This window comes from Kribbella sp. NPDC055071 (genome assembly GCF_053608045.1).
The window spans coordinates 317,233-342,782 of sequence record NZ_JBSGUS010000003.1 but is presented as its reverse complement, the minus strand read 5'-3'; the positions used below and the strand labels follow the sequence as shown (position 1 = coordinate 342,782).

27 protein-coding genes are annotated in these 25,550 nt (G+C 67.8%); 5 read left to right on the top strand and 22 right to left on the bottom strand.

The features are described 5' to 3' along the window. Positions 1-22: 22 nt before the first annotated feature. Positions 23-967: an NAD(P)/FAD-dependent oxidoreductase gene (locus ACWF4Z_RS08290; RefSeq protein ID WP_452242270.1), complete on the bottom strand. Its 945-nt coding sequence runs from the start codon at positions 965-967 to the stop codon at positions 23-25. A 76-nt stretch (positions 968-1,043) separates the two neighbouring features. On the opposite strand from ACWF4Z_RS08290, the gene ACWF4Z_RS08285 reads away from it, so the two are divergent. Continuing rightward, positions 1,044-1,619 carry a helix-turn-helix domain-containing protein gene (locus ACWF4Z_RS08285; protein WP_452242269.1) on the top strand — a complete coding sequence of 192 codons (576 nt, stop codon included), beginning with the start codon at positions 1,044-1,046 and terminating at the stop codon, positions 1,617-1,619. A 45-nt stretch (positions 1,620-1,664) separates the two neighbouring features. Next, on the top strand, positions 1,665-2,624 hold the full coding sequence (locus tag ACWF4Z_RS08280) for an asparaginase (RefSeq protein WP_452242268.1): 960 nt from the start codon (positions 1,665-1,667) through the stop codon (positions 2,622-2,624). On the opposite strand, the gene ACWF4Z_RS08275 is transcribed toward ACWF4Z_RS08280, so the two are convergent. From ACWF4Z_RS08275 to ACWF4Z_RS08245, 7 genes are all read right to left on the bottom strand, one after another. Continuing rightward, on the bottom strand, positions 2,621-3,838 hold the full coding sequence (locus ACWF4Z_RS08275; RefSeq protein WP_452242267.1) for an RNA polymerase sigma factor: 1,218 nt from the start codon (positions 3,836-3,838) through the stop codon (positions 2,621-2,623). The two genes, ACWF4Z_RS08280 and ACWF4Z_RS08275, sit on opposite strands and share 4 nt — an antisense overlap. After that, positions 3,816-4,223 (bottom strand): YciI family protein, encoded by a 408-nt coding sequence (locus ACWF4Z_RS08270; protein ID WP_452242266.1) that lies wholly within the window; start codon positions 4,221-4,223, stop codon positions 3,816-3,818. The genes ACWF4Z_RS08275 and ACWF4Z_RS08270 overlap by 23 nt, the downstream gene beginning before the upstream one ends. Before the next feature lie 72 nt (positions 4,224-4,295). Further along, positions 4,296-5,495 (bottom strand): signal recognition particle-docking protein FtsY, encoded by a 1,200-nt coding sequence (ftsY, locus tag ACWF4Z_RS08265; RefSeq protein ID WP_452242265.1) that lies wholly within the window; start codon positions 5,493-5,495, stop codon positions 4,296-4,298. A gap of 43 nt (positions 5,496-5,538) precedes the next feature. Further along, a complete protein-coding gene (gene cydC, locus ACWF4Z_RS08260) occupies positions 5,539-7,140 on the bottom strand; it encodes a thiol reductant ABC exporter subunit CydC (protein ID WP_452242334.1) in 1,602 nt (533 codons plus the stop codon). Between the two features lie 188 nt (positions 7,141-7,328). Then, on the bottom strand, positions 7,329-8,954 hold the full coding sequence (gene cydD, locus ACWF4Z_RS08255) for a thiol reductant ABC exporter subunit CydD (RefSeq protein ID WP_452242264.1): 1,626 nt from the start codon (positions 8,952-8,954) through the stop codon (positions 7,329-7,331). Next, entirely contained in the window at positions 8,951-9,979 is a 1,029-nt protein-coding gene (cydB, locus tag ACWF4Z_RS08250; protein ID WP_452242263.1) for a cytochrome d ubiquinol oxidase subunit II, read from the bottom strand. The genes cydD and cydB overlap by 4 nt, the downstream gene beginning before the upstream one ends. A 13-nt stretch (positions 9,980-9,992) precedes the next feature. Beyond that, complete coding sequence (locus tag ACWF4Z_RS08245) at positions 9,993-11,405, bottom strand: cytochrome ubiquinol oxidase subunit I (RefSeq protein WP_452242262.1); 1,413 nt, start codon at positions 11,403-11,405, stop codon at positions 9,993-9,995. Between the two features lie 81 nt (positions 11,406-11,486). On the opposite strand from ACWF4Z_RS08245, the gene ACWF4Z_RS08240 reads away from it, so the two are divergent. Both ACWF4Z_RS08240 and ACWF4Z_RS08235 read left to right on the top strand, forming a co-directional pair. Continuing rightward, complete coding sequence (locus ACWF4Z_RS08240; RefSeq protein WP_452242261.1) at positions 11,487-11,957, top strand: BlaI/MecI/CopY family transcriptional regulator; 471 nt, start codon at positions 11,487-11,489, stop codon at positions 11,955-11,957. Next, positions 11,954-12,859, top strand: a complete 906-nt coding sequence (locus ACWF4Z_RS08235) for a M56 family metallopeptidase (protein ID WP_452242260.1) — start codon at positions 11,954-11,956, stop codon at positions 12,857-12,859. The genes ACWF4Z_RS08240 and ACWF4Z_RS08235 overlap by 4 nt, the downstream gene beginning before the upstream one ends. 145 nt (positions 12,860-13,004) lie before the next feature. On the opposite strand, the gene ACWF4Z_RS08230 is transcribed toward ACWF4Z_RS08235, so the two are convergent. From ACWF4Z_RS08230 to ACWF4Z_RS08215, 4 genes are all read right to left on the bottom strand, one after another. Then, positions 13,005-14,099, bottom strand: a complete 1,095-nt coding sequence (locus tag ACWF4Z_RS08230) for a threonine aldolase family protein (protein ID WP_452242259.1) — start codon at positions 14,097-14,099, stop codon at positions 13,005-13,007. Between the two features lie 41 nt (positions 14,100-14,140). Then, entirely contained in the window at positions 14,141-14,833 is a 693-nt protein-coding gene (locus ACWF4Z_RS08225) for an anti-sigma factor family protein (protein WP_452242258.1), read from the bottom strand. After that, entirely contained in the window at positions 14,830-15,360 is a 531-nt protein-coding gene (locus ACWF4Z_RS08220) for a sigma-70 family RNA polymerase sigma factor (RefSeq protein WP_452242257.1), read from the bottom strand. The genes ACWF4Z_RS08225 and ACWF4Z_RS08220 overlap by 4 nt, the downstream gene beginning before the upstream one ends. Before the next feature lie 61 nt (positions 15,361-15,421). Then, the gene (locus tag ACWF4Z_RS08215; protein ID WP_452242256.1) at positions 15,422-15,961 is read right to left on the bottom strand and encodes a COG4315 family predicted lipoprotein; all 540 of its coding nucleotides are present in this window, start codon (positions 15,959-15,961) and stop codon (positions 15,422-15,424) included. Between the two features lie 91 nt (positions 15,962-16,052). Here ACWF4Z_RS08215 and ACWF4Z_RS08210 point away from each other — a divergent pair, with 91 nt between their 5' ends. After that, complete coding sequence (locus ACWF4Z_RS08210; RefSeq protein ID WP_452242255.1) at positions 16,053-16,376, top strand: nuclear transport factor 2 family protein; 324 nt, start codon at positions 16,053-16,055, stop codon at positions 16,374-16,376. Positions 16,377-16,395: 19 nt separating this feature from the next. On the opposite strand, the gene ACWF4Z_RS08205 is transcribed toward ACWF4Z_RS08210, so the two are convergent. From ACWF4Z_RS08205 to ACWF4Z_RS08160, 10 genes are all read right to left on the bottom strand, one after another. Then, a complete protein-coding gene (locus ACWF4Z_RS08205) occupies positions 16,396-17,418 on the bottom strand; it encodes an alcohol dehydrogenase catalytic domain-containing protein (RefSeq protein WP_452242254.1) in 1,023 nt (340 codons plus the stop codon). Positions 17,419-17,493: 75 nt separating this feature from the next. Beyond that, a complete protein-coding gene (locus tag ACWF4Z_RS08200; RefSeq protein ID WP_452242253.1) occupies positions 17,494-18,060 on the bottom strand; it encodes a TetR/AcrR family transcriptional regulator in 567 nt (188 codons plus the stop codon). Between the two features lie 39 nt (positions 18,061-18,099). Continuing rightward, positions 18,100-18,504 (bottom strand): VapC toxin family PIN domain ribonuclease, encoded by a 405-nt coding sequence (locus tag ACWF4Z_RS08195; protein ID WP_452242252.1) that lies wholly within the window; start codon positions 18,502-18,504, stop codon positions 18,100-18,102. After that, positions 18,497-18,778: a type II toxin-antitoxin system Phd/YefM family antitoxin gene (locus ACWF4Z_RS08190; protein ID WP_452242251.1), complete on the bottom strand. Its 282-nt coding sequence runs from the start codon at positions 18,776-18,778 to the stop codon at positions 18,497-18,499. Before ACWF4Z_RS08190 ends, ACWF4Z_RS08195 begins: the two co-directional genes overlap by 8 nt. A gap of 33 nt (positions 18,779-18,811) precedes the next feature. After that, positions 18,812-22,369: a chromosome segregation protein SMC gene (smc, locus tag ACWF4Z_RS08185; protein ID WP_452242333.1), complete on the bottom strand. Its 3,558-nt coding sequence runs from the start codon at positions 22,367-22,369 to the stop codon at positions 18,812-18,814. Positions 22,370-22,675: 306 nt separating this feature from the next. After that, on the bottom strand, positions 22,676-22,831 hold the full coding sequence (locus ACWF4Z_RS08180; protein ID WP_360152740.1) for a hypothetical protein: 156 nt from the start codon (positions 22,829-22,831) through the stop codon (positions 22,676-22,678). A 189-nt stretch (positions 22,832-23,020) separates the two neighbouring features. Beyond that, on the bottom strand, positions 23,021-23,875 hold the full coding sequence (mutM, locus tag ACWF4Z_RS08175) for a bifunctional DNA-formamidopyrimidine glycosylase/DNA-(apurinic or apyrimidinic site) lyase (RefSeq protein WP_452242250.1): 855 nt from the start codon (positions 23,873-23,875) through the stop codon (positions 23,021-23,023). Between the two features lie 7 nt (positions 23,876-23,882). Then, the gene (gene rnc / locus ACWF4Z_RS08170; protein ID WP_452242249.1) at positions 23,883-24,614 is read right to left on the bottom strand and encodes a ribonuclease III; all 732 of its coding nucleotides are present in this window, start codon (positions 24,612-24,614) and stop codon (positions 23,883-23,885) included. 15 nt (positions 24,615-24,629) lie between these two features. Next, positions 24,630-24,821: a 50S ribosomal protein L32 gene (gene rpmF, locus ACWF4Z_RS08165; protein WP_077012766.1), complete on the bottom strand. Its 192-nt coding sequence runs from the start codon at positions 24,819-24,821 to the stop codon at positions 24,630-24,632. 78 nt (positions 24,822-24,899) lie between these two features. Then, positions 24,900-25,421 carry a YceD family protein gene (locus ACWF4Z_RS08160; protein ID WP_452242248.1) on the bottom strand — a complete coding sequence of 174 codons (522 nt, stop codon included), beginning with the start codon at positions 25,419-25,421 and terminating at the stop codon, positions 24,900-24,902. Positions 25,422-25,550 lie beyond the last annotated feature (129 nt).

Genomic DNA, 25,550 nt, shown 5'->3' with positions numbered 1-25,550 from the left:
GCTCCCTCCCCTATTCAACTCCTCAACTACTCCGCACTGCTACAGCCAAACGAATCTCTTCGGTGATCAGGTCCATGTTGAGACCTCCGGCGGCCATCAACCCTGCCGCCGCGGACGGCATCACCTGCGCCTTCGGATCGGTCAGGTTGCCGGCCGCGAAGACTCCGGGCACGTTCGTGGCGCCCATCCCGTCGACCGGTACGACGGTGCCGATCAGAACCCCGTTGACCTCGAGAACCGACGTCTCCACGCCGAGGTCGGCCAGGAAGCCGGCCCGAGCCCGCAGGGTGGTCTGGACCGCAAGAGCCTGCCGCGGAATCACCGTACCGCTTTCCAGCCGCACTCCGGTGAGCTTGTCGTCCTCCACCTCGACCTGCGCGACTTTCCCTTGTACTACAGAGATTCCGCGCGCTGCGAGCTCCTCCCACTGCTCATCCGTCGGATCCGGCGCAGTGTGCAAGAAGAGCGTCACGTCGTCACTCAACTGCCGGAACAGCTGCACCTGATGCAGTGCCATCGAACTGGTCGCCAGTACGCCGATGGCCTGGTCCCGGACCTCCCACCCATGGCAGTACGGGCAGTGCAGCACGTCCTTTCCCCACCGCTCGGCCAAGCCGGCCACGTCCGGCAGTTCGTCGACCAGCCCGGTCGTCACCAACAGCCGCCTGCCCTGGTACGTCGTACCGTCCGCAAGCTCGACCGTGAATCCATCCTCTTGGCGGGCCGTGGTCACGGTGCCGGTGACGAACTCACCGCCGTACCCGATCACTTCCTGGCGACCGAGCGCGTACAGCTCCTCAGGGGGCACACCGTCGCGGGTCAGATAGTTGTGCACACCGTCCGCGGGCGCGTTGCGCGGCGTACCGTCGTCGATCACCAGCACGGAGCGGCGCGAGCGGACCAGCGCCAGCGCCCCACTGAGCCCGGCGGCTCCCCCGCCGATCACGATCACGTCGTACTTCGTCATGTCCGAGTCCTCTCTGTTGAGTCGAGGATTCGGGATGTATGTCGTTTTTGACAAACATTTTTGCCAGAATGGCAAGGTGGACACACTCGATGAGGTGCTCGAAGCAGTCGGCCCACGGCTGCGCTCACTGCGGTCCGAACGCGGTACGACCCTGGCCCAGCTGTCCGAGCAGACAGGGATCTCGGTGAGCACCCTGTCGCGGCTGGAGTCCGGACAGCGACGTCCGACGCTGGAGTTGCTGCTACCACTGGCGCGGGCGCACCAGGTCCAGCTCGACGAGCTGGTGGACGCACCGCCGACAGGTGACCCGCGGATCTACCAGAAGCCGATCAACCGCCACGGCACGGTGCACATCCCGCTGAGCCGACGACCGGGTGGGCTGCAGGCGTTCAAGCAGATCCTGCCGGAGGGTTACCCCGGCAACGACGTCAAGCAGAAGACGCACGAGGGCTACGACTGGATCTATGTGCTGTCGGGGCGGATCCGGCTCCGGCTCGGCGACGAGGACTTCATCCTCAAGGAAGGTGAAGTGGCGGAGTTCGACACCCGCGTGCCGCACTGGTTCGGCAACCCCGGTCCGGGGCCGACGGAGGCACTCTGCATGTACGGTCCCCAGGGCGAGCGCATGCACGTCAGAGCACGCACCCGGTAGCGGTTACGCTTCGCCGGTCTCTGTGTGACTGAGGAGGAGCTGGTTGTGAGCATCGCGTTGTTCACCCTGGGCGGCACCATCGCCATGGCAGGCGCTCGCCGACTGACTGGCGAGGACCTCACTGCCGGCGTCCCCGGTCTGGCCCAGCTCGGCCAGACAGTCGAGATCCAGGACGTCGAGGCGGTGTCGAGCTCCAACCTGACCGCCGCAAAGATGCTGGAGGTCGTCGACGCCGCGTCGAAGGCCGTGTCAGCCGGCGCCACTGGCGTTGTGGTCACGCAGGGAACGGACACGCTCGAAGAGACGGCCTTCCTGGTCGACCAGGTCTGGCCGCACTCACAACCGTTCGTTCTCACCGGTGCGATGCGCAACCCCACTCTCGCCGGCCCGGACGGACCTGCGAACCTCCTGGCGGCCATCCGCGTGGCCACGTCCCCTACGGCTCGTGACCTCGGCGCGCTTGTGGTGTTCAAGGACGAGATCCACGCGGCCCGGTGGGTGCGTAAGACGCACAGCACTAGTACGTCGACGTTCGTATCGCCCAACGCCGGTCCGATCGGTCACGTGGTCGAGGACCGCGTCAGTGTGCTGACGCGACCGTTGCGGCTCGACGGCGTACAAGGGAGTGCCGAGCCCGCAGACCTGGAGGCGACCCGGGTCGCGCTCTACACGGTCACGATGGACGACGACGGCCTGCTGCTGCAGGGTTTGGCGGACACACACCAGGGCCTGGTCGTGGCCGGCTTCGGCGTCGGTCATGTGCCGGTGCCGCTTGTCCCTGTGCTCGCCGACCTGGCTGCGACCATGCCGGTGGTGCTGACCTCGCGGACCGGTGCCGGCTCGATCGCACGCGCCACCTACAACTCCCCGGGATCCGAATTCGACCTGTTGCAACGCGGACTGATCGACGGCGGCTTCCTCGACCCGTACAAGGCGCGGGTCCTGCTTCGGTTGCTCTTGGCAACAGATGACGACATTCCGGCCGCATTTGCCCAGTATGCCTAGCTGAGGACCTGGGCGGCCTTCTTGGTGAGGTAGTCGCGTTCGGGCAGGCTCGTGGTCCGTCGGGCCGCCTCGCGGAAGTGGTGGGCGGCAAGCTCGTGGTCGCCGCGCAGCTCGTACAGGTGGCCACGGACGGCGTCCAGCCGGTGGTGCCCGGCCAGCTCTTTGTCCAGAGGCTCGAGGAGCTTCAGTCCGGCGTCCGGACCGTTCACCATGGCCGCCGCGATGGCGCGGTTGAGCTTCACCATCGGGTTGCCGGACAGGTCCTCGAGTATGCCGTACAGCGCGAGGATCTGCGGCCAGTCGGTGTCCTCCGCACGATCCACTTCGTCATGCAGTGCAGCGATAGCGGCTTGGAGCTGGTACTCGCCGAGTGGCGGCGTACCGAATGCTTCGACCGCGAGGGCGACGCCTTCGGTGATGTAGTCCCGGTTCCACCGGCTGCGGTCTTGCTCTGCGAGCGGAATGAGCTCTCCGGCGCTGCCAGTGCGTGCTGGCCGACGAGCATCGTTCAGCAGCATCAGCGCGAGCAGTCCGGTCATCTGGCCGTCTTCCGGCCGCAGTGCGTGCACAGCGCGAGTCAAACGGATCGCCTCGCCGGACAGATCGCTGCGCTGCAGTTCCGGACCGCTGGTGCTCGTGTAGCCCTCGTTGAACATCAGATAGAGCACATGCAGCACATTGCGCAGCCGCTCGTCGCTGGTGTCGAGCTCGAAGGCCGCTCCCTTGAGCTTCTGCTTCGCCCGGCTGATCCGCTGCGCCATCGTTGCCTCAGGCACCAGATACGCGGTCGCGATCTCCGCCGTGGTCAAGCCGCCGACCGCCCGCAGCGTCAGTGCGATCGCGGAAGCCGGGGTGAGCTCCGGATGACAGCACAGGAACAGCAACCGCAGCGTATCGTCCTGCTCCTCGACCTCCTCAGGCGGCAGGTCCCGCAGCGCGGCCTTCTCCTCCCGGCGTCGCCGGGCCTGCTCCTGCCGCACCTCGTCGATCAGCCGCCGCGACGCCGCCTGGATCAACCATGCCTTCGGGTGCTCCGGCGTACCAGTCTTCGGCCAGGTGGTCGCGGCAGCAAGCAAAGCCTCCTGTACGGCGTCCTCCGCGGCGGCGAAGTCGCCCGACCACCGGACGACGGCGCCCAGGACCTGCGGCGTCAGCTCACGCAGCAGGTCCTCCAGCGCCGGACCGGTGCCGTCAGTAGTCGCGGAGATCGGCATCCGACTCCATCACCCGGCGGACCTCGATCGGCTGCTCCAAGGGCACACCGCCCGGGCCGGGCGCGCAGGACTGCCAGGCGGCGATCTCCAGTGCCCGCTCCTCCGACTCGACGTCGACCATCGTGTAGCCGGCCAGGACCTCCTTGCCTTCGGCAAACGGCCCGTCGGTCACCACCGGCGCCGTGGCGTCGGCAGCGCGCACAACCTTGGCGTGCTTCGGCCAGGTCAGCCCGTTGACCTCCACCAACTCACCACTCTGCCGCAGCCGGTCGATGCCATCGCTGAGGTGCTGCAGGTGGGCCTTCATGTCTTGCTCGTCCCACTCCAGCATCGGCGTGTCGGTCTTGCCGCCGTCATTGCTCATGAGCAACAGGAACTTGGTCATGGTCGTCTCCTTCGCTGGGCCGTTTACCCGAGGACGAGGCTGTGGCCAGATTCTCTACATCGGCTCTGTGGATCAGTCCAGCAGGGCGTCGACGAACTGCTCGGCGTCGAACGGCGCCAGGTCGTCCGGACCTTCACCGAGACCGACCAGCTTCACCGGTACGCCGAGCTCGCGCTGGACCGCGATGACGATGCCGCCCTTCGCCGTACCGTCGAGCTTGGTCAGCACCAGGCCGGTGACGTCGATGACCTCGGCGAACACGCGCGCCTGGGTCAGACCGTTCTGGCCGGTGGTGGCGTCGATCACGAGCAGCACCTCGTCCACCGTGGCGGACTTCTCGATCACCCGCTTCACTTTGCCGAGCTCGTCCATCAGACCGGTCTTGGTGTGCAGGCGCCCGGCGGTGTCGACGAGTACGACGTCCGCCTCCTCCTCGATGCCCTGCTTGACCGAGTCGAACGCGATGCTGGCCGGGTCGCCGCCCTCGGGACCACGCACGGTCCGCACACCGACCCGCTCACCCCACGTCTGCAGCTGGTCGGCAGCCGCGGCCCGGAACGTGTCGGCCGCGCCGAGTACGACGTGCTTGTCCTCGGCGACGAGTACGCGCGCCAGCTTGCCGACCGTGGTCGTCTTACCGGTGCCGTTGACACCGACGACGAGCACGACGGCGGGCTGGGTCTCCTTGCGGGTCACTTTGAGCGTGCGGTCCATGGACGGGTTGACCAGGGCGATCAGCTCCTCGCGGAGAATCTCCCGAGCCTGGTCACCGCCCACACCCTCCACCCGCATCCGGGTGCGCAGCTTCTCCACCAGCTCCTGCGTGGGCGCCACGCCGACGTCTGCGGTGATGAGCGTGGTCTCGATGTCCTCCCACGCCTCCTCGTCGAGCTTGTCGCGCGAGAGCAGCGCGAGCAGACCCTTGCCGAGCGACCCCTGCGAACGCGCCAGCCGCGCGCGCAGGCGGACCAGACGGCCCTGCGCGGACTCAGGCTTGTCGAGCGTCGCGGCCGGGGCCTCCGGCAGCTCCGCGTCCTCCAGCGTGCGGGTCGGCGTGTCACGCGGCTCTTCGGCGTCGTCGCCGACCTGCGGCTCCGCTACTTCCTGGGCTGTCTCGAGCGGCGCCGGTTTGGCGGCCTGCGGGAGCTCAGCCTTCCGGCGGTGGGTGACGACGAGTCCGGTGGTACCGGCGACCACGACGACGGCGATCACCACGATGATGGCGATCAGGGCCTGGTCGGTGAGCAGAGTGACGAGCTGTGGGGTCAACACGGTTCCCCATCTTGGCAGACGCCCGGACCGGCGGGCGTATTCGTCACGTCAGGCACACCAGCTGTCGCGGTACGTGATCCGGCACCAGCTCGGGTCGGTGGGTGAGCAGGACGACCGTACGGCGGTCAGCCGCGGCGAACAGGTCCGCGAGCAGGGCACGGCCGGTCTCCTCGTCCAGGTGCTCGGTCGGCTCGTCCAGGACGAGCACGTCGCGGTCAGCGAGCAGGAGGCGCGCGAAGGCGAGTCGCTGGCGCTCACCGCCGGACAGTCGCGCACCGTGCTCGCCGACCATCGTGTCGAGGCCGTCCGGCAGGCTCTCGACGAAGACCCCGAGCCGGGCTCGGTAGAGCGCCTTCCACAGCTTCAGGTCGCTCGCGCCGGGTTTGGCGAGCAGGAGGTTCTCTCGGATGCTCGTGTCGAAGACGTGACTCTCTTGGGTGAGCAGGCCGACCACTGATCGGACCTGATCGCCTTCGAGGGTGGTGAGGTCGACGCCGTCCAGTAGTACCTGTCCGGCGCGCGGTTCGAGGAATCTCAGCAGGACTGCGGCCAGGGTGCTCTTGCCTGAACCGCTGGGGCCGGTGACGACTACGCGACTGCCGGCGGGCATGTTCAGGCTCACTCCGTCGAGTACGTCGGTGTCGTCGTACCCGACTCGCAGGAGGTTGATGGCGAGGTCGCGGCCGGGTGGGAGCGGTTGTGGGGTGCTCGGCTCGGTCACTGGGGGTTGGGTGTCGATGAGCTCTTGGACTCTGGTGAGTGAGGCACGAACTCGGATAGCTAGTTGGGCTGCGGCTGGGATGCCGCCGAGAACGTCGGCCAGCGCGAGTGGGGTCAGGACGAGTACGGCGAAGATGGGGCCGGTGATGGTCGCCGTACTGCCGAGGACGAGGGCTGCGGTGCTGGCTCCGCCGATGCAGAGGACGAGGAGGGCGCTGCCGAGACCGGCGCTCCAGGCTGAACGTCGTTCGGCTGCGGCGAGTCGGGCGTCGTTCGCGCTGAAGTCCTTGAGCACGGTGTCGACGGCGTTGAAGGCGACGATGTCGGCGGCGGTCAGGAGGGTTTCGGTCGTGGTTGCTGCGACGGCTCCGCGGGCTGCTGCGATGTTCTGCTCGGCATGGTGTGCGGTCTTGGCCGTTAGCCACGGTACGAGCGTGCAGGCGATCAGGACGGCCAGTGCGACGGCGGCGCCGGCTGTTGGGAGCAGGATGGCGAGCAGGCCGACGGTCGCGGCGGCCGTCACTGCGGCTACCGCAACCGGCAGGACCACTCGCAGCCAGAGGTCGAGCACCGCGTCCACATCCAGGACCAGCCGCGCCAGGAGGTCCCCCTTCCGCTGCGACGTCAACCCGCCCGGCGCCAGTCGCTCCAACCTGCCGGTGATGCGAGCCCGCGTCTCCCCCAATACCCGGTACGCCGCGTCGTGTCCGACCAGCCGCTCCACATACCGAAATGCACCCCGCCCCACCCCAAAGGCCCGCACCGCCACAATCGGCACCATCAACAACAGTACTGGTGGCTGAGCGGCCGCTGCGGTAATCAGCCAGGCCGACGTAGCCAGCAACGCCACCGCACAACCAGCCGCCCCGATCCCCAGCCCCAGGGCAAGCAAAAGCCGAACCCACACCCGCCCCTCCGGCCACACAAGCTCCCGTGACACGCGAGGGGCAGGTCGTAGCGCAGCTCGCTCGTCGATGGCTGGGGTGACACGGTCCTGCCGTCCACCGGACTCCCCCGACACGCGAACGGCAGGTCGCTGCGGAGGCTGCTGCTCGGGGGCGGCGGGTGGGGCGAGATGGTCCTGCAGACCGTTGGGCTCCTGTGGTTTGTGGTTCATGCGTTCACCAGCGCTTGGGCTTGTACTGGGACTGATCTGTCTGCCGCGGTTATCAGGGCTGGGCGGTGGGCTATCAGGAGGATGGTTCTGGGGGTGGCTCGGAGGGTGGTGATGAGGGTGGCTTCGGCCTGGGGGTCCAGGCCGGCGGTTGGTTCGTCCAGGAGGAGGACCGGTGCATTGGTGATCAGGGCTCGGGCCAGGGCTACTCGGCGTTGTTGGCCGCCTGATAGGAGTTGACCTTGTTCGCCCACTGGTTTGTCCAGGTCTAGTTCTGCGGCGCCGGCTGTGATGAGGGCTAGGCGGACTTCGTCGTCGGAGGCGGCGGGGCGGCCGACGCGGACGTTGTCTGCGACGGTGCCTAGGCGAAGGCCGGGCCGTTGTGGCACCCAGGCGAACTGTTGTCTCCAGACCGCCGGGTCGAACTCGTCGGCCGCACTGCCACCAGCAACGACCACCCCGCGCTCAGGCTCCACAAAGCCCAGCAAAACCGCCAACACCGTGGACTTGCCGGCACCGCTCGGCCCAGTGAGCGCAACGACCTCACCAGGATGCAGCTCCAGGTCAAAGCCCTCCAGCGCCGCCTCATCACGACCCGGATAGCGAACGGTCACGTCGTACAGATAGATCGGAGTGACCCGCAGATCCGGCACATCGGTGCGATCACCACGAACAGGCAGCGGAGTCTCCAGCACCCGGAACACCTCTTCACTCGCCGCCACCCCGTCCGCACTGGCGTGGAACTGCAGACCGACCTGACGCAATGGGAGATACGCCTCCGGCGCAAGGATCAACACCACCAGCGCCGTCTCCAGCCCGAGCTTCCCGTCGACCAGCCTGAGCCCAACCCCGACCGCCACCAGCGCCACCGAGATGCTCGCCAGCAACTCCAACGCGAACGACGACAGGAACGCCAGCCGCAGACTCCCCATCGATGCAACCCGATGCTGATCGGTAACCCGTCGTACGGCGGACTCCTGCGCCTTCGCACGACCAAACAGCTTCAGCGTCGGCAGTCCGGAGACCACGTCCGCGAAGTGATGCGCCAGTACGCCGAGTGCCCGCTGACGACGCCGACTACGCGCCTGCGTCGCCCAACCGATCAACGCCATGAAGACCGGGATCAACGGAAGCGTCACAACCACAGTCCCCGCAGCGATCAAGTCACCCGTCGCCATCCAGCCGATCACCCCAGCCGGCACAGTCGCAGCGAGCACGAGCTGCGGCAGGTACCGAGCGAAGTACGGGTCCAAGTCGTCAAGTCCCTTGGTGAGCAGCGTTGTGAGCGCACTACTCCGTTCACCACTCAGCCATACCGGTCCGAGCTTCAGCGAGTGCTCGAGCACCTGCCGGCGCAGCGTCGACTTCACAGCAGCCGCAGCGCGCTGCGCCACCACCTCCTGCGCCCACACCAGCAACGCCCGCCCCAGTACCACCGCCGAGAGTCCCCAAGCCACACCGGTCACCGCACCATGCCGCAACACCACTCCGGCAATCCCATGCGCCAACAGCACCGCCTGCACCACGATGAGCACCCCACTCGCCACACCGATCAGCACAGACGCACCCAGGAACACCCGAGCCCCCCGGGCCCGCCGCACCAACCGCGGATCCAGCGGCTTCACGACCCCGACCCCGAAGGCACTGGCCCCGAAGACACAGGGACCGGCTCAACCGTGACTCGCTTGCGGAACACCCAGTACGTCCACCCCTGATACAGCACCACCAACGGCAGGAAGATCGCGGTGATGATCGTCAACACCTTCAACGTGTACGGCGTTGACGCCGCGTCAACTGTTGTCAATGTTGATCCAGGATCAAGTGTTGACGGCATCACGTCCGGGAACAGCGCGGCGAACAACGACACCACGGCGAGCCCAACGGCAACCGCCGTACCGGCGAACGCCCACCCCTCCCGTCGCAGCACGTTCGCCACCAGACCGCCAGCGAACGCGACAACCGCCGCAACCGCCACCACGATCGAGCCGATGTCGCCACGCAACGCCTGTGCCCACCACAAGAACCCAACCGCCAACACCGCGGCCACCACCCCGGCCCGCGAAGCCAACCGGTTCGCCCGCCGCCGAAGGTCCTCAGTAGTCCGCAGCGCCAAGAAGATCGCCCCATGCGTCACAAACACCGCAGCAAACGTCAGCCCACCAAGCAATGCGAACGGACTGAGCAGATCACCCAGACTGCCGACATAGTCGTACGACGAGTCCAGCGGCACCCCCCGGACCAGATTGGCGAAGGTGATCCCCCACAACACCGCCGGTACGACGGAACCGATCGTGATCAGCGTGTCCATCCGCCCACGCCACGGCAGGTCGTCGCGCTTACCGCGGTACTCCAACGCGACCCCGCGCAGGATCAACGCCACCAGAATCGCGAACAACGGCAGGTAGAACCCGCTGAACAGCGTTGCGTACCACTCCGGGAACGCCGCGAACGTCATCGCGCCGGCCACGATCAACCACACCTCGTTGCCGTCCCAGACCGGCCCGATCGTGGTGACGACCGCCCGCCGCTCCGGCTCGTCCCGGCCGAGCACCCGCAGCAGCATCCCGACCCCGAAGTCGAACCCCTCGAGCACGAAGTACCCGGTCCACAGCCCCGCGATGGCGAGGAACCAAACCGTTGTGAGTTCCATCAACCCCAACCCCTCAGTAGGCGAACGACAGCGGCTTCTCGGCCGGCGAGTCGTCCGCGGGTTCGTCGGCCGAAGGCCCGTCCGTCCCGGCCAGCCCACCCCGGACGGTCTTCAACATCAGCTTGGTCTCGACCACAGCCAGTACGCCGTAGAGCACGGTGAAGCCCACCAACGAGGTGAGGATCTCGCCGCTCGTCGTCCCCGGCGAGACACCCGATGCCGTTGGCAACAACCCGAACACCAGCCACGGCTGCCGCCCGGTCTCGGTGAAGATCCAGCCGAAGCAGTTCGCCACCAGCGGCAACAGCGGCAGCGGCGCCGCCAGCCAGATCAGCCACCGCGTCGGTGCCCGACCGCGGCGGGTTGCCCACAGCAACCACACCGCGATCGCCGCGGACGCCATCCCGACCCCGATCATCAGCCGGAAGGTCCAGTACGTCAGCGGGATGTTCGGCTTGTACGAACCCGGACCGTAGAGCTGCTCGTAGGCCTGCTGCAGCGAGTTGATCCCCTTCACCTCGCCGTCGAAATGACCGGTGGCCAGAAACGACAGCAGGTAAGGGACTTTGATCGAGAAGATCTCCTTCGACCCGTCCAGCGTGCCGATGGTGAAGACCGAGAACGACGCCGGCTTCTCGCTCTCGTACAACGCCTCGGCCGCGGCCATCTTCATCGGTTGCACCTCGGTCATCACCTTGCCCTGCTGGTCCCCACTCAGAGCAACCCCGGCGCCTGCCGCGATCACGATCACCGCGCCGAGGCGAAGCGCCGTCCGGAACACCTCGCGATCGACGGCAGGACGGCGGACGAGATGCCAGAGCGCGACGCCCGCGACGAACGCGCCGCCGACCATGAAGGCGGCGAAGATCGTGTGTGGGTAGGTGACCAGGACGACCTTGTTGGTCAGGACCGCCCAGAGGTCGGTCAGCTCGGCGCGACCGCGGTCGGCGTTGTAGCGGAAGCCGACCGGGTTCTGCATCCAGGAGTTGGCCGCGAGGATGAAGTACGCCGACAGCTGCGTGCCGAGCACCACCATCCAGATGCAGCCCAGATGCACCAGCCGAGGCAGCCGCTCCCAGCCGAACATCCACAAGCCGATGAACGTCGACTCGAGGAAGAACGCGAGCAGTCCCTCGAGCGCCAGCGGGGCGCCGAAGACGTCGCCGACGAAGCGCGAATAGTCGCTCCAGTTCATCCCGAACTGGAACTCCTGCACGATGCCCGTGACCACGCCCATCGCGATGTTGATCAGGAACAACTTCCCGTAGAACTTGGTCAGCCGCAGGTACTTCTCCTTGCCGGTGCGGTACCACGCGGTCTGCAGACCGGCGGTGATCGCGACCAGCGAGATCGTCACCGGAACGAAGAAGAAGTGGTAAACGGTGGTGATCGCGAACTGCCAGCGGGACAGATCCAGGGTGTCCACAGCGAGGCCTCCGAGCCATCTACGACGTTACGTAGTAGATGCTAGCCGGGATCTACTACGTTGTGTAGTTATACTGGTCACGTGGCTGGTGAGGAGCAGGTCGGGGCGGCGGGGCGGGGAAGGCATCAAGCGCAGCAACCGCGCCCTCTGGGTGATCTGGAGCGGCTGGTGATGGAGCAGCTCTGGGCGACGTCGGACGCGCTGACCGTGCGCGAGGTGCACGAGCGGCTGGCGGGCACCCGCGAGCTTGCCTACACCACCGTGATGACGGTGCTGGACCGGCTGGCCAAGAAGAAGCTGACCGAGCGCGAGCGAGATGGCAAAGCTTGGCGCTACCGGGCCGCCGCACCGCGCGAAGAGCTCGCCGCAGACCTGATGCGCGACGCCCTGGACCGAGCCGGCGACCGCCGCGAGGCCCTGGTCCGTTTCGTCGGCCAGGTGACCGACGAAGAGGCCGCCCTCCTCCGCGAAGCCCTCAGCCGCCTGGAGAACGACGGGCAACTGGAGAACGACGGTGATGCCTCCGGGCGGCAGAAGGATGGACGCGGGTGATCACCCCGGTCCTGCTCGCGGTTCTGGCGCTGGTCCTGACCGGTCCGGCGCCCGCACTGCTTGCCCGCTCCACCTGGCCGTACCGGATCCCCCGCGCGGCCGTAGCCCTCTGGCAAGCAATCTCCCTCGCCGCCGTCCTCGCTGCACTAGGCGCCGGCATCGCACTCTCCTACTCCACCGCAGGTGAACCAGGCGAGCCCCGCTTCGATCCGTCCTCACCCAGAGACCTGCTAGCCGCGGTCATCCTGGCCCTGACCGCACTGGTGGCAGTCCGACTCGCATGGGCCGCTGGACGAGTGGCAGTCGGCACCCGGGCCCGCCGCAAACGCCACCGCGACCTGGTCGACGTCCTCGCCACACCGGATGGCCTCATCCCCGGCCTGCGCGTTCTGGCCGAGAAGACCCCGCTCGCCTACTGCCTACCGGCCCTCCGCGGCGCCCGCGTGGTCGTATCCGTCGGCGCCCTCGACCGGCTCGAGGACAACGAGCTCAAGGCCGTCCTGGCGCACGAGCAAGCACACCTGCGCGCACGTCACGACCTGGTACTGGAAGCGTTCACCTCACTGCACGCAGCGTTCCCACGCTGGGTCCGCAGCGACGTAGCGCTCGAGCAAGCCCGCACCCTGGTCGAGCTGCTAGCGGACGACGACGCTCGCCGCCGCAACGGCCCGAAGCCACTGGCCCGTGCTCTGGTCGCTCTAGCCGGCTCACCCGCCCCAGAGGCCGGATTGGCCGCAGCCAAGTCGTCCACCGTGCTCCGAGTCCAAAGACTCGCGGACCGAGAGCCGAACCATCCCCTCCTCGCAGCCAGCACCTACGCCGCCGCAGTGCTGCTCCTGGTGGTCCCGACCATCACCGTCGCGGTCCCAGTCATCAAAGCCCTCGTCCACGCTGTCGACTAACACGCTCAGCCGAAGTGTTTTCCCTCACCTCGGGCGACGGCCAGCAGCACAAGGCCGGCCAGAACCAGCAGAACAACCATGGTGACGACGAATGTCAGCACATCTCTCCCCGAGAATCCCCAGCAATTTCACTGACAAGACGAACTCAGCGCCGCAAAAGTTCCCCGAACGCCTTCGCTACTTCGCCGACCTGCCACTCCAGCGTCGTCGGCGTCGTCACGAACTCCACCCACGACCACCCCGGTACGTCGGCCGCCTGCCACGGACCGGAGATGGCTTCGCGCGTGGCCTCCATCCGTTCGACCGCGGTCAGCTCGATCACCTCGGCGGCACGCGGCGCATAGACCCGGAACGAGTTGGTGTGCGGCGGCTCCGGAAAGACGCGGAATCCCTCGCCCTGCAAGGCCTTCGCGAGCTCGACCGCCCGCTCGTACAGGTCGTCCATGACCGGCAGGACGGTCCGCAGCCCGTCGCGCGCGGAGACGGCGTACGGAAAGAGCGAGTAGAGGTTGCCGCCGAGCCGCCGCTGCCATCGCCGTACCTCGGCGATCACGTCCTCCGGCCCGGCGAGTGCCGCACCGCTCACTCCGCCTAGCACCTTGTAGAACGACACGTACACCGACGAGGCGAGCGATGCGATCTCGGCCAGGCTGTGACCCAGGTACGGCGTGCTCTCCCACAGACGTGCCCCATCGAGGTGCAGCGGTACGCCGCGCTCGGCACACGACTCGGCGAACACCACCAACTCGTCCCATGACGGCAGGACGAACCCTGCATCGCGTAAGGGCAGCTCCAGCGTCACTGCGGCCAGCTTGCCGGGAATCGCAGCCAGCTCATCCGGGCGCGGCTGGCGTGGCTCGGACGTGAGCCTCTCGATGCGGAGGTGGTGCACTTCCTCCAGTGCGTTCAGCTCGTGCATCAGCAGGTGCGAGAGCCCGTGGACCGCGACCCGGCTGGTGCCGGCGCGATCGGCGTACACCCGCAGGACGCTCTGCTGGGCCATGATGCCGGTCGGCATGAACACCGCGGCCGGCTTGCCGAGCAGCTCGGCTACCTCTCGCTCCAGCGTCTCGACCTCACCGCCGCTGCCATAGCCATCGGACTGCTCGTCGGTTGCGACGTCGGCCAACTGCCGCAACCTATCGGACACGGATACCTTGCGGCCGTGCATCCAGCGGTCACAGTTGTCGGCCGCAGCCTTACGCCGGGCCTTGAGGTCATCGGAAGGTGTAGTCGCCACGAGTCCATCCTCTCGTGCGCTGCAACTCAGTTAGCCCCAGGTCAGATGGTCGCGGTCACCACATGCGTGCCTTGGACGGTCTTGATCTCCACCGACTGAACCTGGTCGAGTGGAACCAGGACTCCGCCGCCGAATGTGCTGCCCTCGCGCGCAGCCTTGTCCGAGACGATCCAGCTACCCGCACTCCAGGCTTTACCGGCCTTGTCGGTGACGTACATCTCGCACTGGTCCCCAGCCTTCAGACCCTTGACGTTGACGCGGATCCAGCTCCAGCCGGCCCGTGGCTCCACAGTCGTCGCCATCGTCGCCCCGCTGGCCGCATCGGTCGCGGTCACCTGCTTGGAGCCGGCCACCGGTGCATTCGCATCCGGAACGGTCTGCCTGCCCAGTACGACGCCACCGCCGAGCGCACCCGCGATCACCACAAGCGCAGCGGCGACCATCAGCCAGCGAGAGCGCTTCTTGACCGGCGCCGGAACAGCAACCGGCTCGGGACTCAGCTCACGCACCTCGCGCAGCGTGCGCTGCAGCAAAAGGTCGCCGCCCTCGGGCGGGCCGTCCAGGAAGGCCTCGGGCGGCACTTCGCCGAGGAACTCCTTCAGCTCCGCCAGCTCGTCCAGCTCCGCGCGGCACTCCGCACAGGTGGCCAGGTGCTCGTCGACCTCCTGAACCTCGGCAGGCTCCAGCGCGCCAAGCGCGTAGGCGCCCAGTTGCGTGCGGTCATGATCAGTCATCGGGCTACCTCCGCTCCTTGTCCGGCCAACACCGCGCGCAGAGCTCGGAGGGCGTAATACGATCTCGACTTCACGGTACCGGGCGGAACGCCCAGTTCCTTCGCGGCTTCGGCCACCGACCGGCCGCGGTAGTACAGCTGCACCAGCACCTCGCGATGCTCCGGTGACACCTTGTCCAACGCATCCATCACAACCATCGTGTTCACGACCGACTCGGAGTGATCACCCTCCACCGGCGGCCGCTCCTCCACATCGGCGACCTCGGCCGGCCGCGCCGCACGAGCCCTGGCCCGGTCGGTGACGATGTTGCGCGCCACCGTCAGCAGCCAGCCCCGCACCGACCCCTTGCCGGTGGTCAGGTCACCGGCATGCTTCCACGCCCGGACCAGCGTCTCTTGTACGACGTCCTCCGCCGCTGCACGGTCGCCGGTCAGACGGGTCGCGTACGCCAACAGGCTGCGCCCGTGTTCGGCGTACAGGGTGCGGATCAGCGTCTCGGCGTCGTCCGGCCCCGGGTAGTCACCCACCGTCCGTACGATAGGGGATTCCCCGCCTTTGGCAATGGCGGGGCCCCACCGCGGCAGTGTTTCAGTAACCGTTGCCATTGCCGTTGTCGCCTGCCGACGGTTGGGCGGTGATCTTCTTGCCATCCGCGCCCACGACCCACCACGTGCCGCCGACCGCCTGGCCCTTGGCGTCACCGGCCTGGCTGTCGTTGGCGAACAGGTAGATCGGCAGACCGCCGATCGCCAGCTGCTTAGTGCCGTCGGAGCGAGTGACCGTGCTGACCAGCGACGCGTCGATTCCATCCAGCTGGGGGGTACCGTCGCCGGCCGGAACCGCCGGCCACATGGCCAGGCAGCCGCCCTCGCAGTTCGACTTGCCGGAGGTGTCCTTGTCGAACACGTACACCGTCCGGCCGTTGCCGTCGACAACGACCTTGCCGAAGCCGCCGACGTCGGCCGTCGCCAAGTTGGTGCCGGCGGCCGCCTGGCTGGTGGATGTCCCCGGGCTGGAGGGTGAGCTCGAGCCGGAGTCATTACTTCCACCGCACGCCGTCAGCCCGGCCAGGCCGAGCGCCACCACACCAACCACACTTGCAGCACGCCTCACGGCCAGTCGCTTCATGACGTTCCTCCATCGGGGGTCTCCGGTTCGACACCCAGCACACGTACGCGGGCCCGGACCGGTTCAACCGAAGGCGCTACTGTCATTGGCCATGAGCGATGAGATTCCCGCGGCCGTGCAGCGCGCGCTGACCGCGATCGACGCGCAGGACAACGCCGCGTTCGTCGCGGCCTTCGCCGCCGACGGATTCGTCGACGACTGGGGCCGCGAGTTCCGCGGTCACGACCGGATCCGCTCCTGGAGCGAGAACGAGCTGATCGGCAAGCGGGCCACGTTCACCGGCACCGAGGTCTCCACGCCGGGCAACCCGTTGACGATCCTGACCCAGGTCGGCGGTGATGGCTTCAACGGCCCGTCCCACTTCACCTTCGACGTCCAGGGCGACCAGCTCGCCTCGATGACCATCACCGCCTGACCGGCAAACCCCTGGTCAGTCAGGAGCCCGTCGTCAGGACCATCCGGAAGCGGGCCGCGCCGGACAGCATCCGTGCGTACGCCGCGGCCGCATCCGCCAGCGGCACCCGCTCGACCATCGGCCGGACATCGTTGCCCAGGGCAAAGGTGAGGTTCTCCTCGTTCTCGCTCGGGGTCCCGGTGAGCGAGCCCTCGATCGAGCGGCCGCTGAAGATCAGCGACCCGGTCGTCACCTCGATCGGGTCGTTGGCCGCGCCAACGACGATCAGCTTCCCGCGCAGGCCGAGACCGTCGACCAGCGGCGTCATCGACGCACCGCTGGCCGCAGTCGCCACGATCACCCGGGCACCACCGAGCTCCTGCAGCGCCTTCACCGGATCCCCCGCCGCGCTGTCGATGTAGGCGATCGCTCCGAGCTTGAGAGCCAGCTCACGCTTCTCCTCGCCCCGCGCGATCGCAACCACGTGGAACCCGAGCTTGGCGGCGTACTGGATCGCGAGGTGCCCAAGACCGCCGATCCCCTGCACCGCAACGACGTCACCCGGTCGCGCCGCACCCTTGTGCAGCGCGTTGAAGACCGTGATCCCCGCGCACAACAGCGGCGCCGCCTCGGCCGCATCCCATTCTTCCGGTACGGCGACGAGTCCACTCGCCGGCGCGGTCAGGTACTCGGCGTACCCACCGTCGATGGTGTCGCCGGTGACGGGCTGGTTCGAGCAGTAGACGAAGTCACCGCGACGGCAGCTCGCACACACTCCACACGGGCCGGCCAGGTAGCCGACACCGACCCGCTGGCCGACGGTCCAGGTGGTGACCCCGTCACCGATCGCATCGATCCGGCCGACCACCTCGTGGCCGGGGACGATCGCCGTACCCGCCGGATGGTTCCCGAAGAGGTTGTGCACGCCGACGACGTCGCTGTGGCAGACGCCGCAGGCCTCGACGGCGATTCGGACCTGGTCGCGGGCCGGGGCGGTCAGCTCGCGCTCAACCAGAGTGAACGTGCCGTCCTCGGTGGACTCGATCGCACGGTAGGTGGTCATGGACAGCTCCTTAAGACGGTCGGTCATCTTGCACGGGTCAAACGAAAGCCGCCCGGTTGGCCGGGCGGCTTCGGGTCAGGTCAGGAGGGCGTCGAAGGTCACGCTGAAGAAGATCTCGAAGGCGTCGTCGTTCTTGTCCGCGCGCATCTTCAGCACAGTGCCTTCCCAGGCGTTGGTCAGGTAGTGCGCGGTCTTCTCCGGGTCGAGCGAGGCGCGGATGTCCCCCGCCGCCTGCCCCTCGGCGATCGCCTTCGCGAGCAGGTCCGACCAGAAGTCGAGGCTGTCCCTCACGCGCATCCGCAGCGGCTCACTGTGGTCGACGACCTCGGCACTGAAGTTGCCGAACAGGCATCCCCGCGCGAAGTCGGACAACTCCCCCCGAAGAAACTCGAAGTGCCGGCGAATCCGCTCCAACGGCGGGATCGACCGGTCCGCGAGATCCATCAGCCGCAGCGACTCGCCGTACCGCTCGAGAGCAGCCGTGGCGAGCACTTCCTTGCTCTCGAAGTGGTTGTAGAACGACCCCTTCGGAGCCCCGGCCCGATCGGTGATGTCCTTCACCCCGGCCGCGTTGAACCCCTTCTCCCGGAACAGGTCCACCCCCGCCCCCAAAATCTCTTCCCGCAAACTCTTCCGCGCCATACCCTCAATATGACCGGTCGTCTCAGGCTACACAAGGTCTCACACTGCTTTGACCACCAGAAACTTTCCAAGCCCCTTGAAGTCAGCCGAATTACGCGTGTACAGCGGAAGATCCCGACTCGAGGCGATCGCCGCGATCATCAGATCCATCTTCCGAGGTCGCGGATCTCTCCCGGCCGCGATCGTCAGCGCGACCAAGGTGCCGTAGCGGGCCGCGGCATCGCCGTCGAACGGGAGCGGTTCGAACTCGGCGACAGCCGCACCGAGCTTCTCGGTGCGTGCAGCCCGGATGGCCGGGTCTTTGGCCATTCCGATGCCTTGATGCAGCGCGGCAAGGGTAACGGCGGTCAGCTCCGGGTACGCCGGCAATTCATCGGAATCGATCACATCGAGGTCGATGTACGTGCAGGTATCCAGAACTCCGGAGGGCACCGACTCACCCACGGCTGCGCTCCCACGGATCGTCGTCGTCGCCCAGCCTGTCCTCGGTTCCGAAGAACTCGTCCGCCTCCTGGCGCATCAACGCATAGTCGACCCGAGGGAGTCGACGGTGCCGCTCGACCAGCTCTTGAGCGCTCAGTCGGCGCCTCACCTGCAGCGGCCGCAGCTCTGCCACCTCGGTGCCGTTCCGAGTGATGTGGTACGTCTCTCCCGCCTCGACGGCATCCATCACCGCCGCGGAGTGATTGCGGAACTCCCGCTGCGTAATAACCTTCATGACAGCGAGTGTAGCGCGATGAGACACACGGGGCTACACCGGTTCGGGTTCGCGGATTCTTTGGGAGATTACGGCGGAGACGCCGTCGCCGCGCATGGTGACGCCGTAGAGGGCGTCGGCTACCTCCATGGTGCGTTTCTGGTGGGTGATGACGAGGAGCTGGCTGTTCTCGCGGAGTTCTTCGTAGATCTCCAGGAGGCGGCCGAGGTTGGTGTCGTCCAGGGCGGCCTCGACCTCGTCCAGGATGTAGAAGGGCGAGGGGCGGGCCTTGAACAGGGCTACCAGGAAGGCGACGGCCACGAGGGAGCGCTCGCCACCGGACAGCAGCGAGAGGCGCTTGACCTTCTTGCCCGGCGGGCGGGCCTCGACGTCGATGCCGGTGCCGAGCATGTCGTCGGGGTCGGTCAGCACGAGCCGGCCCTCGCCACCGGGGAACAACCGGCTGAACACGTGCTGGAAGGCGATCTCGACGTCGCGGTAGGCCTCGGTGAAGACCTGCTCGACCCGGTCGTCGACCTCCTTGACGATGTCCATCAGGTCGCGCCGGGACTTGCGCAGGTCCTCGAGCTGCTCGGAGAGGAACTTGTGCCGCTCCTCCATCGCCTCGAACTCTTCCAGCGCGAGCGGGTTGATCCGGCCCAGCTGGCCGAGAGCGCGCTCAGCCTGCTTGAGCCGCTTTTCGACCTTGGTCCGATTGAACGGCTCGCCCTCGAGCTCCAGCGTCTCGTCCTCGGAAGGCAACGGCGGCACCAGCTTGTCCGGCCCGTACTCGCTGACCAGCGCGTCGACCTCGATCCCGAGCTCGCCGAGCGCCTTCTCGTACAGCTGCTCCAGGCGCATCTTCTGCTCGGCCCGCGCCAGCGCGTCCCGGTGCACGGTGTTGGTCAGTTGCTCCAGATCGGAGCTCAGGCTGCGCGTTGCGGATCGGGCCTGTGCCAGCGCCTTCTCACGGTCGGCCCGCTGCGCCTGAATCGCCGACCGCTCGGACGCGGCCAGCTGCAGTGAGGACTCCAGCCGAGCCAGCACGTGACCGGCGGCCAAGTGGACAGCCTGGGCCGCCTCGGCCTGCCGGGCGCGACGTGCGGCCCGTGCGATCGCCCGCGCCCGCGCCTCGCGCTCCTGCCGTGCCGCGCGCTCCAGCGAGTCGGCCCGTCCGGACAGCGCCCGGGCACGCTCCTCGGTGGTCCGCAGCGCGAGCCGCGCCTCCATCTCGGTCGCCCGGCCGGCCTTGGCCGCCTCCGCGAGTCGGTCGCGCTCGGACGTGTCCGGCTCGTCGCCGTCCTCGTCGAACTGCTCGGCGTCGGTGAGACGCTCCTCCAGCTCAGCCAGACCGGACAGGTTCTTGTCACGCTCCGCTTCGGCCGCCGCGATCGCCTCGGCCATCCGCTGCGCCTCACCGCGGGACGCCTTCGCCAGCGATCCGAAGTGCGCCAACTGCTCGGCAACGGCCGCCATCGCCGCGTCCGACTCGTGCAGCCGGGCCAGCGTGATCTCGACGGACTCCTTCTGCCGGGCCCGCTCGTCTTCCAGACCGGCCAGCTCGAACCGCAGTCGCTCGCTGCGCGCGGTCGCCTCGATCAGCTTCTCCGCGGCCTCGTCCACCGCGGACTGCACCTCGATCAGGCTGGGCGCCGCGTCCGAACCGCCGTACGCGAAATGCGCTCCCAGTACGTCGCCCGCGCGCGTCGTACAGGTGACATCGGGCAGATTCCGTACGAGCGATCGCGCGGCCGGTACATCGTCGACCACAGCCACCTTGCGCAGGAGCCGCCGCAGCGCGGGCCGCAGTGTCTCCGGGCAGTCCACAACATCGACCGCGTACGACGCTCCGTACGGCAACGCCGGCCACAGCGTGTAGTCCTCGGCCGGTGCGTCACCCAGCAGCATCCCGGCCCGGCCGAGATCGTGCTCCTTCAAGTGCCCAACAGCCTGCAGTGCGGCGTCGGTGTGCGTCACCGCCACCGCGTCAGCGGCCTCACCAAGCGCAGCCGCGATGGCCGTCTCGTACCCGGACCGCACGCTCAGCAGCGCGGCCACAGAGCCCATCAGGCCGTTGACCTGCTCGGAGGCGGCCAGCAGGGCGCCGGCGCCGTCCTTGCGGTTCAGGCCGAGCTCCAGGGCTTCCTTCCGCGCGGCCAGGCCGGTGCGCTCGCGCTCGGCGTCGCGCTCCTCGGCCCGCAGCTTCGCGAGCCGCTCGTCCATCTCGTCGAGAACCGCTTGCGCGCCCTCGAACTGGTCGTCGAGACCCTTCTCCCCGGCATCCAGCCCGGCGACCTGCGTCTCCAGCGCGGTGAAGTCGTGCTGCGCCTTCGCAGCGCGCGCCTCGGCCTCGCTGCGGTTGCTGGCAAGCCGGCCGATCTCGGACTCGGCGGCCGACGCGCGGCTCTTCAACGCGTTCACCTGGCCGGTCAGCCGGGCCAGGCCCTCACGCCGGTCGGCGGCGGCCCGGATCAGCGCGGAGATCCGGCGCTCCTCCTCGGACTCCTGCGCCTCCAGTTGCTGGCGACGCTCGACAGCCTCGGCGAGCAGCTCGGAGTGTGCCTCGACCTCGGCCTCGATCTGCGCCTCGGTCTCGCGGACCCGGGCCGCCTCCAGCTCGAGCTCGTCCGGATCCCGTCCGGCGCGCGGGCCGTCCTCGGCCTCGTCGTTCAGCGAACGGATCCGGTCGGCCGCGATCCGCGCCGTACCTTTGATCTTCTCGCCGAAGCCGGACAGCTGGTACCAGGTGTCCTGGGCGGCCTGCAGAGCCGGTGCGTCCTCGCGGAGCGCGTCCTCGAGCTCCGCCTCCAGCTCGCGGGCCTCGCGCAGCTGGGCCTCGGTCTCGCTCCGCCGCTGCGTCAGCGCGGCCTCGTCCCGCAGCTCGGCCTCGAGCGCGGACTGCGCCTGGACGATGTCGTCGGCGAGCAACCGGGCCCGGCCGTCGCGAACCTCGGCCTGGATCGTCACCGCCCGGCGCGCCACCTCCGCCTGGCGCCCGAGCGGCTTGAGCTGGCGACGGATCTCCTGGATCAGGTCACCGAGCCGGTGCAGGTTGCCCTCGGTGGCCTCCAGCTTCCGGATCGCCTTTTCCTTGCGTTTGCGGTGTTTCAGGACGCCGGCCGCCTCTTCGACGAACCCACGGCGGCCTTCCGGCGTCGCGCGCAGGATCGAGTCGAGCTGGCCCTGGCCGACGATGACGTGCATCTCGCGGCCGATCCCGGAGTCGCTGAGCAGCTCCTGGACGTCGAGGAGCCGGCAGTTCTGGCCGTTGATCTGGTAGTCCGAACCGCCGTTGCGGAACATGGTCCGGCTGATCGTCACCTCGGCGTACTCGATCGGCAGCGCGCCGTCGGTGTTGTCGATGGTGAGCACCACCTCGGCGCGGCCCAGCGGGGCGCGACCGGAGGTGCCGGCGAAGATGACGTCTTCCATCTTGCCGCCACGCAGCGATTTGGCGCCCTGCTCACCCATCACCCAGGCGAGGGCGTCGACGACGTTGGACTTCCCGGAGCCGTTCGGGCCGACGATGCAGGTGATCCCCGGCTCGAAGTTCATCGTCGTGGCCGACGCGAACGACTTGAAGCCTCGGAGCGTCATGCTCTTGAGGTACAAAGCGAAGCTCTCCAACCCGTGAAAGGACAGACGATACCTGAGGAACCGTCGTAACCACTTGTGACGCTGTCGCTACCCGGGGAAGTAGTTCCGTCCTGCAGTCTACAAACACCTGCCCGCGAACTCGCGGAGGCCAGCCGATTCAGGGTCGAATCGGGGTGGAAAACAGCGGCCGGCGAAAGAGCTGGGAGCACAACATTCGGTGAACACACAACCGGCGGGGGCCCGGACGGGGGCCACCGCCGTGGGTAGTGCGGACGGTAGAGAAGAAACTCTAGTTGTCGCGGTTCGAGCGGCTGCGGTCGGTCAGACCGAAGCAGGAGTGCGCAGTGCCTCGTCCACGGTGAGCAACCGGCCCTCATGGACCTGTGCGACGAGGTGGTCGTTCTCTGCCTGTAGACGCATCACGTGCGCCTCCAGATCGGCGACACGCCGGTTGAGCAGACGAACCTGCTCGAGCATGCGCGGGTCAGTGCCTCCAAGGTGCCCTAGAAGAGCCTTGGCCATTGTGCTGTCCTCCGGAAGGGTTCTGGCCGGGTGCGCCCCTGGGTCTGGTCACGATGCGGAGCGCCGAAAAAGTGTGCCGTCTTTCAGGGTGTCACCGGCAGAGCCGACGGTCAACCTGGGCCACGTTTATTAACAATACCTCGCTCACCAGCGAACCTGGCGCGGAACCGGCTGGCATTTCGGGCACCGGTACGACGAACGGTTCATGAACGGCTCCCGACGGATCGGCCGGCCGTCGCGCGGACACGGCGATCCCTCCTGCCCGTAGACGTTCAGGCCGCGCTCGAAATAGCCCGATTCCCCGTTCACGTTGACGTACAGGGCATCGAAGCTGGTCCCGCCGACATCCAGCGCGGCGGCCATCACCTCGTGGGCGTGACGCAGGATCTCCCTTATTTGTAAGGGTTTCAGCGTTTCGGTGGCCCGGGCGTAGTGCAGCTTGGCCCGCCACAACGTCTCGTCGGCGTAGATGTTGCCGATCCCGCTGATCACGGTCTGATCCAGCAGCGCCCGCTTCAGGCCGGTCCTGCGGCGTCGGATCGCGGCGACGAACGTCGCCGGATCGAACAAAGGATCGAACGGGTCCCTGGCGATGTGCGCGATCTCCGGCGGCAGCTCGGCGCCGCCTTCGGAGTAGGACAGACCACCGAACATCCGCTGGTCCACAAACCGGACCTCTCCGCCGTCGTCGGCGAACCGGAACCGGACCCGCAGGTGTGCCTCGTCCGGCGCGCCGACCGGCTGGACCCGGAACTGGCCGCTCATCCCGAGGTGCGTCAGGACGGCGTCGCCCGACTCCAGCGGCAGCCACAGGTACTTTCCGCGCCGGGCCGGCTCCGTGAACACCTGCCCTTTGAGCCGCGCGACGAAATCGTCCGGCCCGGCGGCGTGACGCCGTACCGGGCGGGGGTGCAGCACCTCGACCGCGTCGATGGTCCGGCCGGTGGTGAACTCCGCCAGACCCCGCCGTACGACCTCGACTTCGGGAAGCTCAGGCACAGGACACCTAGGGCTGCTGGGACGGGTCCGTGCTGTCGGGGTGCGCCGCGCGCAGGGCCTTCCAGGCGGTCTCGGCGGCCTGCTGCTCGGCTTCCTTCTTGCTGCGGCCGATGCCGTGACCGTAGGTGTCGGCCCCGATCCGGACCCGCGCCTCGAAGGTCTTGGCGTGGTCCGGCCCGGACTCGGCGATCACGTACTCCGGTACGCCGACGCCGAGCTGGGCCACCAACTCCTGCAGAGAGGTCTTCCAGTCCAGGCCGGCACCGAGTCGCGCCGACGACTCCATCAGGTCGTCGAACAGCGTGTGCACGACCAGTCCGGCGGTCTCGAAGCCGCGGTCCAGGTAGACGGCGCCGATCAGTGCCTCGACGCAGTCGGCCAGGATCGACGACTTGTCGCGGCCGCCGGTGGCCTCTTCGCCGCGGCCCAGCCGCAGGTACTTGCCCAGCTTGAGATCGCGAGCGACCCCGGCCAGGGCACGCATGTTGACCACGGCGGCGCGCAGCTTGGCCAACCGGCCTTCGGAAAGGTCCGGATGGTTACGGAACAGCGACTCCGTGACGATGACGCCGAGCACGGAGTCCCCGAGGAACTCCAGCCGCTCGTTGGTCGGCAGCCCACCGTTCTCGTACGCGTACGAGCGGTGGGTGAAGGCGTGCTCCAGTAGTTCGTCAGCCAGCGATACGCCGAGCCGGTGGTTCAGCTCGGCGTAGAGCCCCGTTTCGTTGGCAGAGTTCACTGGGAGGGCGGCCGTTTAGCTCTCGACGACCTGACGACGCTCGCCCTTGGCGCCGTACTGGCCGCAGGTCGGGCAAACGGTGTGCTGCAGGTGCTTCGCGCGGCAGGCGGGGTTCACGCAGGTCACCAGCGACGGGGCAGTGGTCTTCCACTGGGCCCGGCGGCTGCGGGTGTTGCTGCGCGACATCTTCCGCTTCGGAACGGCCACGGTTATGACTCCTCGGTTCGGCCGGGGGCTGGTTGACCCGGCCGGCTAGCTGGTATGCGGTTGGTACTGCGGTCTTGTTCAGTTGTCCTGCGGTCGTTCGTCGCCCTTGACCAGGCCACCGAGGGCGGCCCACCGCGGGTCGATACCGTCCTCGTGCTTGTGGCCGGGCTCGTCGTCCAGCCGCACCCCGCACTCGGGGCACAAGCCTGCACAGTCGTCCGTACACAACGGCTGGAACGGTAGCGCGAGCACCACCTGGTCCCTCAACACCGGCTCGAGGTCGATCAGATCGCCCTCCATCCGGCTGGCCTCGTCCGGCTCGGCTTCGCTTTCGGGGTAGACGTACAGCTCCTGGATGTCGGCGAGGAACTCGTCCTCGATGTCGACCAGGCACCGCGCGCACTCCCCGACCAGTCGGCCGCGGGCCGTTCCGGTGACGAGAACCCCTTCGACGACCGATTCCAGCCGTAGGTCGAACTGAATCGGATCGCCCTCAGGGACGCCGATCACGTCGATCCCGAGCTCCGCCGGTGCCGCTGCCGTGAAAGTGACCTCGCGTTCGGACCCGGCGCGGCGTGACAGCTCGTGCGTATCGATCACGAGAGGGGACCGCGGGTCCAAGACGCTCAGGACGAACCTTTCAGGCGTGGGCAGGCAAGAACTCGGTCTCGTCGAGACCGGTGATCTACATTACCAACTCCGCGGCCAGTCGCCCAATTCGGGGTCATC

Excerpts from the sequence above, each read along its gene's own strand:
- ACWF4Z_RS08290 (WP_452242270.1), bottom strand. The coding sequence starts at position 967 with ATGACGAAGTACGACGTGATCGTGATCGGCGGGGGAGCCGCCGGGCTC.
- ACWF4Z_RS08275 (WP_452242267.1), bottom strand. The coding sequence starts at position 3,838 with ATGCCGATCTCCGCGACTACTGACGGCACCGGTCCGGCGCTGGAGGAC.
- ACWF4Z_RS08270 (WP_452242266.1), bottom strand. The coding sequence starts at position 4,223 with ATGACCAAGTTCCTGTTGCTCATGAGCAATGACGGCGGCAAGACCGAC.
- cydB (WP_452242263.1), bottom strand. The coding sequence starts at position 9,979 with ATGGAACTCACAACGGTTTGGTTCCTCGCCATCGCGGGGCTGTGGACC.
- ACWF4Z_RS08225 (WP_452242258.1), bottom strand. The coding sequence starts at position 14,833 with ATGACTGATCATGACCGCACGCAACTGGGCGCCTACGCGCTTGGCGCG.
- ACWF4Z_RS08215 (WP_452242256.1), bottom strand. The coding sequence starts at position 15,961 with ATGAAGCGACTGGCCGTGAGGCGTGCTGCAAGTGTGGTTGGTGTGGTG.
- ACWF4Z_RS08210 (WP_452242255.1), top strand. The coding sequence starts at position 16,053 with ATGAGCGATGAGATTCCCGCGGCCGTGCAGCGCGCGCTGACCGCGATC.
- ACWF4Z_RS08205 (WP_452242254.1), bottom strand. The coding sequence starts at position 17,418 with ATGACCACCTACCGTGCGATCGAGTCCACCGAGGACGGCACGTTCACT.
- ACWF4Z_RS08200 (WP_452242253.1), bottom strand. The coding sequence starts at position 18,060 with ATGGCGCGGAAGAGTTTGCGGGAAGAGATTTTGGGGGCGGGGGTGGAC.
- ACWF4Z_RS08190 (WP_452242251.1), bottom strand. The coding sequence starts at position 18,778 with ATGAAGGTTATTACGCAGCGGGAGTTCCGCAATCACTCCGCGGCGGTG.
- ACWF4Z_RS08180 (WP_360152740.1), bottom strand. The coding sequence starts at position 22,831 with ATGCTCGAGCAGGTTCGTCTGCTCAACCGGCGTGTCGCCGATCTGGAG.